A 14027-nucleotide genomic window follows, 5' to 3' on the forward strand; every position below is an offset into this window, starting at 1 on the left:
GGCATCGCCGGGTAGCTATGTTCGGAAGAGATAACCGCTGAAAGCATCTAAGCGGGAAACTCGCCTTGAGATGAGATATCCCCGGGGCTTCGAGCCCCTTGAAGGGTCGTTCGAGACCAGGACGTTGATAGGTCAGGTGTGGAAGCGCAGTAATGCGTTAAGCTAACTGATACTAATTGCCCGTAAGGCTTGATCCTATAACAGGTGTGCCTCCGCCCCGCGTGGGTGAGCAGGACGCACAGGTTGAGAGATCGCGTGTTGTGCCGGAAACAACACAACCCCAATTGAGCAACACCTCTTTACGCTTCTTCCCGATTGGCTGTGGCGCAGCACCCTGCGACGCAGCAACCCGTCAAGCCTGATGACCATAGCGAGCTGGTCCCACCCCTTCCCATCCCGAACAGGACCGTGAAACAGCTCCACGCCGATGATAGTGCGGATTGCCCGTGTGAAAGTAGGTAATCGTCAGGCTCCTTATGCTGTAACGTCCAGAACCCCGGTGTCTCCCAAAGAGCACCGGGGTTCTGGCGTTTGGGCGCGTGGGAAATAAAAGGCTAGCTGCTCGTTCACAGAACGACGCAGCAAATCCACCTCACGGCCAGCTCGACTGGCCGCGGTGAGAGTCAGGCAAGGGGCTCGCCGGCGCGATGCCGGCGCTGGGTTCAGTGCCTGCGGCGAACCCGGTCGAGCACGTGATGCTCGGCCAGCCAGTGATGCATCATGCCTTCGCCGTCGTGTTCTTTCCGGTAGGCGCGCGATTCGAAAATCGATAGCCCAAGCAGAACCAGCAGACCCACAGCAAGACCGATCAGACCCGCAATAGTTTCGGCATCCATGGCAGCCTCCTGTCGATTGCAGCCATGTCCGTATCTTAGAACAGTGTCGCAACGGAAAAAATAGCGAGTTCAGCCGCTTCGCTAACTGGCGGGGGGCGCTGCTAGGATTACCATTCAAAAAGGATTTGACGCGATGTACCGTGTTTATCTGGCCCTTGTAATCGCCGCTTTGCTTTCGGCGTGCGCCGACAACGGAACGACCCACCGCCACGGCACGCCGCCGCAGGATCCGCCCGACTACCACGGTGTGCCGACCGACGACCGGCCGCCGATGATGATGGACAACCCGCCGCCTGCCCAGTAAGCGCCGTCGCCTGGCGCGAGCGCCGTCAGTGCAACTGCACAGGGACCGGCACGATCGCGCCGCTGATGCGCGGCAGCAAGGGCGAGAGCGTCAGGCCGCGCGCGGCCATGAAGACGAGCAGGGCGATCCACAGCCCATGATTGCCGAGCGGCCCGACCAGCGCCCATGACGCGCACAGAAACACAGCCAGCGAGACCGCCATGGCTTGCATGAGTTCGCGCGTGCGCGTTGCGCCGATGAATACGCCGTCCAGCAAAAAGCCCCAAACGGAGATGAGCGGCGAAAGCGCGGCCCATGGGAGAAATGCCTGGGCGGCGGCACGCACTGCCGGCTGGTTGGTTAGCTGCCCGATGATCCATGGGCCGCAGGCCCAGTAAACCAGAGAAAAACCGAAGGCCCCCAGCGCTGCCCAAAACAGGTTGACCTTCACGGCCTGGCGGAACGCATTGCGATTACCCGCGCCGATCGCTGCGCCTACCAGCGCCTCGGCTGCGTGGGCGAACCCGTCGAGACCGTAGGCCATGAAGGTCTGAAAGTTGAGGAGCAGCGCGTTCGCGGCAAGGATTGCGTCGCCTTGCTTCGCGCCCAGATGCGCGAACCACCCAAACGAGCCCAACAGGCAAAGCGTGCGTAGAAAGATATCGCGATTGATCGCAACGAGGCGTTTGAGCGCTGCCGGCTCGAGCATAGTTTGCAACGCAAGCGGCGCGAGCCCGCGAGGACGAAGCCTCCACAGCACGCAGGCGCCGAAGACAAAACCGAGCGTATCGGCCGTAGCCGTCGCGGCGCCGATCCCGGCGATGCCCCACCGCAGCCCGTAGACGTAGGCGATCACGGCAACGACGTTCGTCAGATTGATGAAGATCTGCGAAAGCAGCGCAATGCGCACGCGCTGAGTGCCGAGCAGATATCCGAGCACGACGTAGTTCGCCAAAGCGAAAGGCGCAGAGCCGATCCGCGCAAGGCAATAGACCCCGGCATTGCGTTGCACGTCTGCGCTGCCGCCAATGGCCGCGAGCGTGTACCGGGTCAAGGGCGATTGAATCAGCAGGATCGCGGCGCCAATCGCGAATGCCAGCAGCAGGGCGCGCACGACATTCGCGCGTAATGCGGGGAGGTCGCGCGCGCCGTAGGCCTGTGCGACGAGCCCCGTCGTCCCCATGCGCAGGAAGCCGAAACCCCAAAACACGAGGTTGAAGAACAGGCCGCCTAGTGCGACGCCGCCAAGATCGGCTGCGCTGCCGAGGTGGCCTGCTACAGCCGTGTCGACGGCGCCGAGGATAGGCTGCGTGAGATTCGCGAGGACGATGGGAAACGCGAGCGTCAGCACGCGTCGATGCCAGCCTCGCAGGTCGGGCAGGGCCTCGGCGCCGCTCAAGCGCGTTCCTGCACGCACACCCAGGGCGAGACGACGACTGCCCACAACTCCGGCTTGCGCGCCGCGTAATCGGCAGCGGTTTCTGCCGGCATACGTGCGACGAGACCCGAAGACAGCCATTGCATGACGACCGCACTGTCGTCGTTGGCGATGGCCTCCGCTACGCTGACGAGGTCGAGGTCGCGCACCACGCTCAGCAACTTGCCTTGCGCGAAGAAGCGTTCGAGATCCTGCCAGTCGATCTTGGCGGTTTCGCCGAGCAGCCTGGCGTACGTCGAACTGGGGTTGGCGTTTTCGATAGTCATGATGATTGGAAATTCGTTGCGGCCGATACTATAAACGATAGTCTGCCTGCCGATCGGCTGCCGGAAGGCGAATGCTGGATCCGCGGCATTAATCACATTAATAAATCGATATCCAGGCTTGCGGGGCCAAAATACAGACAATAAGCCACATTAAATCAGTCAAACATCTGACCTAAGCGCGCTGCGAATTGGCGTTTCAAATTTGTACGCCACACCAAATAAATGCGCTGTTGCGTGCGCTTGCACACTAAAGCCGGCTGCCTTGAAAATGCGAAAAGCGCCGTGCTTTAAACCGACGATCGAGACTCGCAAAACCGCTCGATGAAGCAATCTGCTTCAGTTGGAATAGCCCGTCCAGCAAGCCTTTGCGCCGTTTGACGACTTGTCGTTTTGTGTCATTGAAGCGTGCGATCTTATGCACGGCAGCAGTTGATTCGGCGTCCTCATTCGTTGCTGAAAAGTGATGCGACACATAATCCGTGCGCCGTAGCACATTTTCGCGCTAATTAAGTGATTGCGCAGCAGGAAGCGCGTTGATAGATTGCGACTCGGCGCATGGTAAACCGGTCCTTTGCCGATATGCGCCAAACCCCCGTTAGCCCGGCACCATGCCGGGCTTTTTTTCGTCCATTGATTTGGCTGGCCGTAGCGGCCTGTCTCAACGTGCGGGAAGTTCTCGAGTCGGATCGATCGAGCGCCCCTGGTATCGCAGTTCGAAATGCAGCATCACGCGATCGTTGTCGCTGCTCCCCATTTCCGCGATCTTCTGCCCTTGCGCGACGCTCTGACCTTCCTTCACGAACAACGCCTGATTGTGCGCATAGGCCGTGAGGTAATCGCCGCTGTGCTTGATGATCAGCAAGTTACCGTAGCCACGCAGACCATTGCCGGCATAGACCACGGTGCCGGGCGCCGCGGCGACGACGGGCGTGCCGGCCGCATTGGCGATGTCGATGCCCTTCGAGTTACGGCCGTCAAAGTTGCGGATGACCTGGCCGCTGGTCGGCCAGACGAGTGAAATCGACGGCGCGGCCGTTGCCGCCGGCGCCGATGACGGCGCGGACGGCGTATCGGCTGTGTCGGCGCTCTCGCGCGGGGCAGTCGCTGCGCCACGCGGCGCGCCACCGGTGCGGGCGCTCGCTGTGCCAGCGGGCGGTTCTACGCGCAGGACCTGGCCGACTTCGATGGCGTCGGGGTTCGGCAGATTGTTCCAGCGCACGATGTTCTGCACGGACTGGCGATTGCTGCGCGCGATCTTGTACACGGTGTCGCCGCGCTCCACGCGATAAAAGCCGGGGCCGACCGGAGCCGATCCGCACGCCGCGAGCAGCGCAACGAGCGCCGCACATGCAATCCGTCTGATTCCTGGTGCCAACATTGAACCTCGCATGACCTTGCCTCGACGGACCACGGTCCGCCGCGCCGGCAAAACGCCTGATTTTAGCGGTTTTGCCAACGCAACTGGGGTTTTGCCTGAGGAATGACTGACGAAAGCGGCAGCATCCATACCGGCGCCGGCCCAGCACGGCGCCGGTGCGCGCGATCAGCCGCCGAGCGTCTCGACGCCGATACGCAGCGTCGCCGTCTCCGTTTGACCCGGTGCGAGCCAGCGCAGGCCGAGCCCGTTGTGGATCGCGTCGGGCAGACCAAGCCAGGGTTCGACGCAGTAGAAGTCGGAGTCCGCGGCTTCCGTCCACGTCGTGACCGCGTACCAGGCAAGCGAGCCGGGCCGGTTCAGGTCGATCGTCACCGCGCGGCCGAGTCCCGGCGCTACGAGGCGCACCGGCGAGGCGGGCGGCGTTGGCTCGAGCACATGGAAGCGGTCGATGATGCTTACGTCGTCGAGCCTGTATTGCGCTTTGCCGGGCTCGGGCGCACTGATCGAACCGTCCGCGAGTTGATGACGGCGCTGGCTAGCCGGCAGGTCGAGCGTCGTCTGAGCGCGCTGGGCATGTGGCAGGGCGAAGTAGAAGTGATGGCCCGCGTACCAGGGAAGCGGATCCGGGCCGGTATTGGTTGCGGCGAGCGTCACGTCGAGCGTATGCGCGTCGGCCAGCCGGTAGGCCGCCTCGAAGCGAAACGCGTACGGGTAGCCTGCGCGGGTGGCGTCCGAGTCGACGAGCGTCATCTGCAGGCCGTGCCCATCGTCGTCGACTTGCGCCGCGAACGGCAGGTCGCGCGCGAAGCCGTGCATCGGCAGATCGCGGACCACGCCTTGGGCGTCGCGCCAGCGCCCGATCTGGCCGTCGACACGATGGCGGCCAAGGAAGGGGAAGAGCAGCGGATTGCCGCCGCGCACGCGGGCCGGCTCGGCCCAGTTCGCATTTTCCGGCCACACGATGACCGGCTGGCCGCCGACGTGCCACGAAAGCAAACGGCCGCCGGCCCACGGCGCGAAGCGCAGCGTCGAGGCACCGCGGGTGAGGGTGAGGATGTCCTGTTCTGGATGTGCGTTCATGGGCGGGCCTGGAGTGGGTGGAAGAAGGGTGGCGCATATGCGCCGGGCAGAGGCGGATTTTGCGCCGCTTTCTCATGCGTGAAAACCCTCGTCGGGAAAGCGTGGGTGTCGTTGACGGACGCGAGTCAGCATAATCCGCATGACCGTGCGGTAGCGCACAGAGCATTTTCGCAGGAGACCTCCCCATGGACCTCGCAATGGCAATGAGCATGGCTCTGTTCAGCCTCTTTGTCGGTAGCAGCGCCTATTTCTTCTACAAGATGGCGCGCTGATCGCGCCGCGGTCCGTCCCCCTCGTTTGATTCCCGCGAGCGCGACACGCGCGTTCGCGCCAGGATCCCTGCATTCGCAGCCAATTTTGTTGCGACGCAGTAACTTTTCTGACAAATCCATCTTCCAGCTTGGCGCTGCAATACGGCCCAGGCATAATCGGTGCGCTTTGCCGCACCGGGCTCCGCAACGGTCCGGCCCCTTACACCACCATTACGAGGATCCGCGCGTGAGTCTCTGGTTTCTATTCTTCCTGAGCGTGTTGCAAGGCGTCACCGAATTGTTTCCCGTGAGCAGCCTCGGCCATACGCTGCTCGTGCCGGCACTGTTCGGCATGCACATCGACAAGCACGCGCCGCAATTGCTGCCGTTCCTCGTCGCATTGCACCTGGGAACCGCCGTCGCTCTGCTCTGGTATTTCCGCGAGCGCTGGGTCGCGTTGATCAGCGGCTTCTTTGCCTCGCTGGGCGGCCGCAAGAACGACGACGGGCACATGATGTGGGCGCTCATCATCGGTACGATTCCGACGGGTATCGTTGGCCTCGTGCTCGAAAAGCGCATCGAAGCCATCTTTCACGATCTGCGTATCGTCGCGGCGGCGTTGATGGTCAATGGCGTGCTGCTGTGGTTCGGCGATCGCCTCCAGCGTGCGCGTGCGCATCGTCCGCCCGAGAAACTTACGTTCCGCCAGGCATTTCTCGTCGGCCTCGCGCAGATCGGCGCGCTCATTCCCGGCTTTTCGCGCAGCGGCCTCACGATGATTGCCGGCAATGCAGCGGGCCTCACGGCAGAAAAGGCAGCGGAGTTCTCGTTCCTGCTCGGCACGCCGATCATCTTCGCGGCTGGTGTGCTCGAACTGCCCAAGCTCTTTCACGCGCGAGATCAGCTGATGACGGCGGTCGTTGGCGGCGTGCTCACGGGTATTGCGGCCTGGCTGAGCGTGAAGTTCCTCATGCGCTATTTCGAGGGACGCGGGCGCCTCGCATCGTTCGGTGCGTATTGCCTGATCGCCGGCGCGATTTTCCTTGGCTGGTTCGCGTTGCATCAGCAGCCGGTTTGATTCTGGCGCCAAGGCCCTTGGCACGCGTCACGAGCGAGGCACGACCGCGTAAGACGATCGCGGTATAATCCAGCCCCGTCTTCGCGAGGCCCGCCTGCGGCCTTGCGCACGTTCACGCGACAGTAGCTCAGCTGGATAGAGCATCGGCCTTCTAAGCCGAGGGTCGGGGGTTCGAGCCCCTCCTGTCGCGCCAGATCAATTAAACAAAAAGCCCGGCCTTCACGGCCGGGCTTTTTGCGTTTTCACACGCCACGAATCGCAGGCCGATTCAAAACCCTCACGCCACGAGCCGCAACGGCACCGGCTCCTCGGCCGCCTGCGCGAGAAAAACCATGCGGTGAAACTCGTGCGGGTTCGAAATGCCGGGAATCGGCGTAGCGATCAGACCCCCGCCGCCCACGACGAGCGAACCATAGTCGAAGATCCGCCCGATCAGGCTTTGCTCGATCCGCACGCTCTCGATCTTCGCGAGCGTCAATTCAACTGTGTGACGGCGTACCGCGCCGAATCTGGCCACCACGCGCTTGTTGGTCACGGCATATTCCGTCGTCCACCAGGCAAGTAGCGACGCGCCGAACAGTCCTAGCCCTGCGGCAAAAAAACCCACCGCTGCGAACGGCGACGTCCCGATGGTGCCGATAAGCACGCCCCAAACCATGAGCAGAAGGCTCAGTGTGATACGCGGCCCCATCGCCCAGAAGCAGGGGTGTCCCTCGCAGACGATCCTTTCGCCTGGCAGGAGAGTCGATTCGACGTATTTCACAATGACCTCCGTCAAGATTTGTGCAGTAATTAATCTGTAAGGTAGTGCATCCTGCGGCGTAGGATCCGTGGTCGAACGTCGCGGCTCAGCCCGGCTGGCGCGTGAACGGTGCAAGGGGCGATGAATCCGAGGCGCAATAAAAAGGGCAGCCCGAGGGCTGCCCGTCAAACCGGATGTTGCTCATCCGGCAATCGATGGTCCGTTTGTCGCGCTTAGAGCTTCACGTCGAGCGCGTTGGTCAGATCGCCCATCGGCTGGCCGCCGTTGCTCTTGAGCGCGGCGTCGCGGCTGGCAAGTCCCGGCAGCGTGGGCAGCGAGAAGCGGCGCGTGATGAGGCGCAGGATCGAGGTCGTGTCGTACTGCGTGTGGTCGACGTAAGCCTTCTTCGCGTACGGCGAGATGATGAGCGTCGGAATGCGCGAGCCCGGACCCCAGCGGTCGCCCTTGGGCGGCGCAACGTGATCCCAGAAACCGCCGTTTTCGTCGTAGGTCACCACCACGACCATGTTGTTCCACTGCGGGCTCTTCTGCAGATGCGCGATGACGTCCGCGATGTGCTGGTCGCCGCTCGTCACGTCCGTGTAGCCCGCGTGCTCGTTCAGGTTGCCCTGCGGCTTATAGAATGCCACGGTCGGCAGCGCCCCGGCGTCGATCGCCTTGATGAACTCCGTGCCGTCCATGCCGCCGTCGAGCAGGTGCTTCGCGCGCGCGTCGGTGCCCGGCGCGTAGTTCGCGAAGTAGTTGAACGGCTGGTGGTGCGGCTGGAAGTTCGGCGCCGTCATGTTCGCGCCGTAGATCACGCCCGAGGTGCTGTTCTGCGCGGCGCTTACGGCCGCGCCCCACGCGCCGCCGTACCACGCCCACGTCACGCCCGCGTTCGAAAGCAGATCGCCGATGTTCTGGGCCGTTTGCGCGGGCATCGTGGAGGCGTTCGACGGGTCGGCCAGGCTCGCGTCGCCGCCCGAAGCCGCTGCGTTGCCGCTTGGCTGATACGGCGGCTGCATCGTGTTGATCGCGTAGAAGTCCGGCGTCAGATTGCCCGACTTCACGAACTTCGGAACCCCATCGAGCGCCGACTTCGGCGAGTTCGATGCGAGCGTAAGCGAGACGCCGTCGGCGTCCACGGTCGAGATCGTCGGCTTGGCCGGGTTCGTGTCCGCGTTCGCGTAGTACGGCGTACACGCGCAGATCAGCCACTGGTGATTCAGGAACGAGCCGCCGAACGCGCCCATGAAGAAGTTGTCAGCGAGCGTGTATTGCTGGGCGATCTTCCAGAGCGGCAGCTTTTCGGCGCTCGTCGTGTAATGCCCCATCACGAGACCGCCGGAGTCGCCGTAGGCCGCGAACATGTCGTTCTTGCCGCCGTGAATCTGCATCTGGTTCTCGTAGAAGCGGTGATACAGGTCGCGCGTCGTGACCGAGAGCGGCACGTTGTAGCCCTTCGCGTCGTCGATGGCGAACGGCGCATTCGGCATGTTCTCGGTCATCGCCGCGGTCACGACGGGCGTGACGCCCGTTTGCGTGAGACCGTTCCAGACGGTCGGCAGCGTGGCCAGCACGGAGCCGTCGCGATCGAGCTGCTGCGCGCTTTGCGCGCTCACGTTCTGCAGGCCGTTGGCGCCCGGGAAGCTGCTGTACAGGTTGTCGAAGCTGCGGTTTTCCGCGTAGATCACGACGATGTTCTTCACCGACGAAAGGCCGGCCTTGCTGCTGTCGCTGCCGCCGCAAGCCGCGACGGCCAGTACCGACGCCGCTACCGCGATCGGCGTGGCATAGAACCATTTTCTGTTGATCATTTTTCTCTCTCGCGTTGGGGGCCCGCATGGAAGCCGGCGCGAATGACACCGGTCTTCGGGCGAGGCGCAGTGTCGCAACGGATTTTGACAGCGATATGTAAAAAATTACATTTAGCTTTTTCGTGACCTTTGATTGCATGACATCTGTCTTACGGCATGTCATTGGAGCATCATATCCCTGACATACGCTTTCGCGACTTCGATGCGCGACTGAGCGCATCGGCAATCGCACTGCAGCGGCGCGACGCCACGCGCGCGCCGCGCTCAAGCTTCGGGGACCAGGCATGTTGCGTAGATTGGCGCGTCGTTCGGCGCGAACGGAAGGTGAGACGCGGGCTCGATCGCACGGCGGCGTGCGCCGCCACGCAGGGCACTTCGTGATGGCGGCGGGGCTGTCGTTGCTGCTGGCGGCATGCGACGGCAGCACGTCCGCTTCCGCTGATGCCGATGCGACGACAGGTGCATCCGGCAGCGCCTCGCGCGCGCACGACGCCAATGCGAACGCACGCGCCGTACAGGGCGTGAAGCTCATGAAGATCGCCGCGCCTGCGCAAGGCGGGCAGACGCGTGCCGAGGTCTATGCGCAGGTGCGCCGCATGACGGCGCTCGGCAAGCAGATGTTCTTCGACCCGTCGCTCTCGGGCTCGGGCAAGATGGCGTGCGCGTCGTGCCACAGCCCGGACCACGCGTTCACGCCGACGAACGCGCTCGACGTGCAGATCGGCGGCACGGACATGCGACGCCAGGGCATGCGCGCCGTGCCGACGCTCAAGTATCTGCAGGCAGTGCCGGCGTTCGCCGAGCACTATCACGACTCCGATGACGAAGGCGATGAAAGCGTCGATGCCGGTCCGACCGGCGGCCTCACGTGGGACGGCCGCGTTGATCGGGGCTCGGACCAGGCGCGCATTCCGTTGCTCTCGACGTTCGAGATGGCGAGTTCGCCGAGGAAAGTCGCCGAAGCCGTGCGCGCGGCGCCCTACGCAGGGGCGTTTCGCGAGGCCTTCGGCGCGCTCGTCCTCGCTGACGACGACGCGACTTTCAAGGCAGTGCTGAAGTCACTGGAGACATTCGAGCAGTCGCCCGAAGTGTTCTATCCGTACACGAGCAAGTACGACGCGTACCTGGCCGGCAAGGCCGCGCTCAGCGCCGCCGAACTGCGCGGGCTGCAGCTTTTCAACGACGAGAAGAAGGGCAATTGCGCGAGCTGCCATATCAGCCAGCGCGCAAAAGACGGCTCGCCTCCCCAGTTCAGCGACTTCGGTCTGATTGCCGTGGGCGTGCCGCGCAACCGCGCGCTTGCCGTGAATCACGACCGTAAGTTTTTCGATCTCGGCGCATGTGGCCCGGAGCGCAAGGACCTCGATCACCGCTCGGAATTTTGCGGGCTCTTCCGCACGCCGACGCTGCGCAACGTCGCGCTCAAGAAGTCGTTCTTTCACAACGGCATCTATCACTCGCTGGAAGGCGTGCTGCGTTTCTACGCGCGGCGCGACACGAATCCGGAGGAGTTCTATCCGGTGGCGAAGGGCAGGGTGCAGAAGTTCGACGACTTGCCGCAGCGCTACTGGGCCAATCTCAACACGGATCCGCCGTTCGATCGCAAGCCGGGCGACGAGCCGGTGTTCAGCAACGCCGAAATCAAGGACGTGATTGCGTTTCTCGATACGCTCACCGACGGCTGGCAGCCGGGTGCGCACTGAGCGTGAACTGAGCGTGAACCGGGCGCGCGGTGTCAGACGCCCGCGATCAGCAGGCAGGCGCCGGTGAGCACGAGGAAGGACGCGAGCAAGCCGACCGTGCCGATGCGCACCGTGGCGTCCGGCCAGCGCGGCGCGCGCTCGGGACCGACTGCGAAGTTCGTGCCGCGCGCCTGCGGTTGTGGCGCGAGCGTGAAGTGCGCGACGAACGACATCAAGCCAATGCAGATGAGGGTCAGCAGGACCGAAAAGACCCTCAATGCGATGGCGTAGGTCATGTCAGGCATTCCCGATGGGCTGTAAGTGGGAGACGGAGCCATCGTAGTGATCGGCCTTCTGTCACACCATCGGATCACTCCGAAAAGGAACCGGCTGCCCGCGCGTGTTCGGCCTCACTGGGCGAGCCGAAAAAAGGGCGCGTGTTATGCTTTTCGCCGATTCGTTCAGTCCGCCGAGGAGAACACACAATGTCCAGCATGCCCCGAACCCTTCCCACGCTGAGCGCCCTGGGCGCGGCCCTCCTTGTCGCCGTTGGCATGGGCAGCGCGCATGCCGCCAACCTGGGCTTTCTGAACAACACGCCCATGTCGTTCATGAACCAGGCAGACTACAACTCGCTCCAGAACGCCGTGCGCGACGCCGTCGAGCACAAGGCCGATGGCGAGAGCACGTCATGGTCGAACGAAGGCTCGCGCAACGGCACGCGCATCACCTCGACCATCACGCCGTCGAATACGCAAAAGGAAGGCGACAAGACGTGCCGCGATACGGAGGTCGTCATCAGCGCGAAGGGCCAGTCGATGACGCTGCGTCCGCACTTCTGCCGCGCGGGCCAAGGCGCGTGGGTCTTCCAGAAGCAGCACTGAGCGCGCGGTGAACGGCAAGGTCGTTTCGTGCGGCATCGTGCTGCTCGATCCTGAAGGCCGCGTGCTGCTCGCGCACGCAACCGGCACGAATCACTGGGACATTCCGAAGGGGCAGGGCGAGCCCGGCGAGAGCGAATCGCAGAGCGCGCGCCGCGAGATGGTCGAGGAGACCGGTATCGAAGTCGCGGCGCCGCGCCTCGTCGATCTCGGGCGCTTCATGTACCGGCGCGACAAGGATCTGCATCTCTTTGCCGCGCGCGCGAGCGCCGATGAGCTCGACCTCTCGCGTTGCATTTGCGTGTCGCTGTTTCCGCGACGCGAGGACGGCGTGATGATTCCGGAAATGGACGCCTGGCGCTGGACCGTACCTGGCGAAGTGGATCGCTACGCGAGCCGCAGTCTCGCGCGGCTCTTTCGCACGTCGCTCTCGCTCGCGGAGCTGCATCGCAGACTGTAAGCCGGTCCTGCTAGCCGGCCGCCGCCGAAATGAAAAAAGCCCGCACGAATCTGTGCGGGCTTTTTGTTTGCCTGCAGGCGCGGCGCGAGGCTTATTTGCCCCAGCTGTCGCGCAAACCGACGATGCGGTTGAATACCGGCGCACCCGGCTTCGAATCGTAGCGGTCGGCGACGAAGTAGCCATGACGCTCGAATTGATAGCGGTCTTCCGGCGCGGCGTCGCGTGCGCCCGGTTCCAGATACGCTTGCACCACGCGCTTCGAATCCGGATTGAGCGCTTCGAGGAAGTCGCGGCCGCCCGCGTCGGGCTGCTCTTCGCGGAACAGGCGATCGTAGAGGCGCACTTCCGCCGGGCACGCATGCGCTGCGCTGACCCAGTGAATGTTGCCCTTGACCTTGTAGTTGTTCGCGCCTTCCGTGCCCGACTTGCTGTCCGGGAAGTAGTTGCAGTGCACGGCGATCACGTTGCCGTTCTCGTCCTTGTCCGCGCCCGTGCATTCGATCACGAAGCCATAGCGCAGACGCACCTTGTTGCCCGGGAACAGGCGGAAATAGCCCTTCGGCGGCGTCTCGTTGAAGTCCTCGCGCTCGATCCACAGCTCGCGCGAGATCGGGAACGTGCGCAGGCCGCGCTCCGGATGATGCGGATGCACGGGGGCCGTGCAGTCCTCGCTCTGGCCTTCGGGATAGTTGTCGATGATGAGCTTGAGCGGGTCGAGCACGGCGGCCGTGCGCGGCGCCTTGTCGTCGAGGTCGTCACGCAGCGCGCCTTCGAACACGCTCATGTCGATCCACGAATCGACCTTCGTCACGCCGATGCGTTCGCAGAACAGCTGGATCGCTTCGGGCGTGAAGCCGCGGCGGCGCACGCCGACGATGGTCGGCATGCGCGGGTCGTCCCAGCCTTCCACGTGGCCTTCGGTCACCAGTTGCAGCAGCTTGCGCTTGCTCGTGATCGCGTAGGTCAGGTTCAGGCGCGAAAACTCGATTTGCTGCGGCAGCGGGCGCGTGAAGACGCCGGCGTCGGCCAGTTCGCTTAGCACCCAGTCATACAGCGGGCGATGGTCCTCGAACTCGAGCGTGCACAGCGAATGCGTGATGTTTTCCAGCGCGTCCGAGATGCAGTGCGTGTAGTCGTACATCGGGTACACGCACCACTTGTCGCCGGTGCGGTAGTGATGCGCGAAGCGGATGCGGTAGATCACCGGATCGCGCATGTTGAAGTTCGGCGACGCCATGTCGATCTTCGCGCGCAGCACATGCGCGCCTTCCTCGAATTCGCCCGCCTTCATGCGGCGGAAGAGGTCGAGGTTTTCGTCGACGGAGCGATCGCGGAACGGCGAGTTCTTGCCGGCTTCGGTGGCCGAGCCGCGGTTGGCGCGCATCTCTTCCGGCGACTGGCTATCGACATACGCCTTGCCGCGCTGGATCAGCAGTTCGGCGAACTCGTAAAGCTTGTCGTAGTAGTCGCTTGCGTAGAAGAGGTATTCCTGATCTTCTTTCTTCCACTCGAAGCCGAGCCATTCGACGGCGTCGATGATCGAGTTGACGTATTCGACATCTTCCTTCTCCGGGTTCGTGTCGTCGAAGCGCAGGTGGCACACGCCGCCGTAGCTTTTCGCGACGCCGAAGTTCAGGCAGATGCTCTTCGCGTGGCCGATGTGAAGGTAGCCATTCGGCTCCGGCGGGAAGCGCGTTTCGACGCGCTGCGCCCACTTGCCCGAGCGGTTGTCGTCGTCGATGATGTTGCGGATGAAATTGGATGCCGCAGGCGCGTCCGTGCGGTCGGCGTCTTTACGTTCGGTATTCATGCGAAAAGGGAGTCGTTCGAGGGCG

Annotated in this window: 14 protein-coding genes, 1 tRNA gene and 2 rRNA genes; 8 read left to right on the forward strand and 9 right to left on the reverse strand. The window is 63.4% G+C overall.

Going from position 1 to position 14027, the window contains the following annotated elements; all coding sequences use genetic code 11:
* Both M3I56_RS29395 and rrf read left to right on the forward strand, forming a co-directional pair.
* Nucleotides 1-197: ribosomal RNA gene (locus M3I56_RS29395) — 23S ribosomal RNA — on the forward strand; the annotation flags it as partial.
* A gap of 160 nt (nt 198-357) precedes the next feature.
* Nucleotides 358-471, forward strand: a 5S ribosomal RNA gene (gene rrf, locus M3I56_RS29400).
* Nucleotides 472-662: 191 nt separating this feature from the next.
* Here the strand turns inward: rrf and M3I56_RS29405 are convergent.
* Nucleotides 663-836, reverse strand: coding sequence for a hypothetical protein (locus M3I56_RS29405; RefSeq protein ID WP_165822956.1), 174 nt, complete (start codon nt 834-836; stop codon nt 663-665).
* Between the two features lie 133 nt (nt 837-969).
* Here M3I56_RS29405 and M3I56_RS29410 point away from each other — a divergent pair, with 133 nt between their 5' ends.
* Nucleotides 970-1140 (forward strand): hypothetical protein, encoded by a 171-nt coding sequence (locus M3I56_RS29410; RefSeq protein ID WP_254356939.1) that lies wholly within the window; start codon nt 970-972, stop codon nt 1138-1140.
* 25 nt (nt 1141-1165) lie between these two features.
* Here M3I56_RS29410 and M3I56_RS29415 read toward each other — a convergent pair whose 3' ends face one another.
* The 4 genes from M3I56_RS29415 to M3I56_RS29430 all read right to left on the reverse strand — a co-directional run bounded on the left by M3I56_RS29415 (nt 1166) and on the right by M3I56_RS29430 (nt 5281).
* Nucleotides 1166-2518, reverse strand: a complete 1353-nt coding sequence (locus M3I56_RS29415; RefSeq protein ID WP_254356940.1) for an MATE family efflux transporter — start codon at nt 2516-2518, stop codon at nt 1166-1168.
* Entirely contained in the window at nt 2515-2823 is a 309-nt protein-coding gene (locus tag M3I56_RS29420) for a DUF2288 domain-containing protein (protein WP_254356941.1), read from the reverse strand. Before M3I56_RS29420 ends, M3I56_RS29415 begins: the two co-directional genes overlap by 4 nt.
* Nucleotides 2824-3481: 658 nt before the next feature.
* The gene (locus M3I56_RS29425) at nt 3482-4201 is read right to left on the reverse strand and encodes a peptidoglycan DD-metalloendopeptidase family protein (RefSeq protein ID WP_254356942.1); all 720 of its coding nucleotides are present in this window, start codon (nt 4199-4201) and stop codon (nt 3482-3484) included.
* 165 nt (nt 4202-4366) lie between these two features.
* Entirely contained in the window at nt 4367-5281 is a 915-nt protein-coding gene (locus tag M3I56_RS29430) for an aldose epimerase (RefSeq protein ID WP_254356943.1), read from the reverse strand.
* A 498-nt stretch (nt 5282-5779) separates the two neighbouring features.
* On the opposite strand from M3I56_RS29430, the gene M3I56_RS29435 reads away from it, so the two are divergent.
* Nucleotides 5780-6610 carry an undecaprenyl-diphosphate phosphatase gene (locus M3I56_RS29435; RefSeq protein ID WP_028208013.1) on the forward strand — a complete coding sequence of 277 codons (831 nt, stop codon included), beginning with the start codon at nt 5780-5782 and terminating at the stop codon, nt 6608-6610.
* 116 nt (nt 6611-6726) lie between these two features.
* Nucleotides 6727-6803 (forward strand) — tRNA-Arg (locus M3I56_RS29440).
* 84 nt (nt 6804-6887) lie between these two features.
* Here the strand turns inward: M3I56_RS29440 and M3I56_RS29445 are convergent.
* Complete coding sequence (locus tag M3I56_RS29445) at nt 6888-7373, reverse strand: PH domain-containing protein (RefSeq protein ID WP_254356944.1); 486 nt, start codon at nt 7371-7373, stop codon at nt 6888-6890.
* Nucleotides 7374-7585: 212 nt separating this feature from the next.
* The gene (locus M3I56_RS29450) at nt 7586-9169 is read right to left on the reverse strand and encodes an acid phosphatase (protein ID WP_254356945.1); all 1584 of its coding nucleotides are present in this window, start codon (nt 9167-9169) and stop codon (nt 7586-7588) included.
* Nucleotides 9170-9453: 284 nt separating this feature from the next.
* On the opposite strand from M3I56_RS29450, the gene M3I56_RS29455 reads away from it, so the two are divergent.
* Entirely contained in the window at nt 9454-10872 is a 1419-nt protein-coding gene (locus M3I56_RS29455) for a cytochrome-c peroxidase (RefSeq protein ID WP_375541812.1), read from the forward strand.
* A gap of 32 nt (nt 10873-10904) precedes the next feature.
* Here the strand turns inward: M3I56_RS29455 and M3I56_RS29460 are convergent, their stop codons facing one another.
* Nucleotides 10905-11147, reverse strand: coding sequence for a hypothetical protein (locus tag M3I56_RS29460; RefSeq protein ID WP_254356946.1), 243 nt, complete (start codon nt 11145-11147; stop codon nt 10905-10907).
* Between the two features lie 189 nt (nt 11148-11336).
* On the opposite strand from M3I56_RS29460, the gene M3I56_RS29465 reads away from it, so the two are divergent.
* Both M3I56_RS29465 and M3I56_RS29470 read left to right on the forward strand, forming a co-directional pair.
* Nucleotides 11337-11735 carry an RT0821/Lpp0805 family surface protein gene (locus tag M3I56_RS29465; protein ID WP_254356947.1) on the forward strand — a complete coding sequence of 133 codons (399 nt, stop codon included), beginning with the start codon at nt 11337-11339 and terminating at the stop codon, nt 11733-11735.
* 7 nt (nt 11736-11742) lie between these two features.
* Nucleotides 11743-12192, forward strand: coding sequence for an NUDIX hydrolase (locus M3I56_RS29470; RefSeq protein WP_254356948.1), 450 nt, complete (start codon nt 11743-11745; stop codon nt 12190-12192).
* Between the two features lie 91 nt (nt 12193-12283).
* Here M3I56_RS29470 and M3I56_RS29475 read toward each other — a convergent pair whose 3' ends face one another.
* Entirely contained in the window at nt 12284-14002 is a 1719-nt protein-coding gene (locus M3I56_RS29475) for a glutamine--tRNA ligase/YqeY domain fusion protein (RefSeq protein ID WP_254356949.1), read from the reverse strand.
* Nucleotides 14003-14027 lie beyond the last annotated feature (25 nt).

The sequence above is a fragment of the Paraburkholderia sp. CNPSo 3281 genome (genome assembly GCF_024206515.1).
Classification (GTDB): domain Bacteria; phylum Pseudomonadota; class Gammaproteobacteria; order Burkholderiales; family Burkholderiaceae; genus Paraburkholderia; species Paraburkholderia nodosa.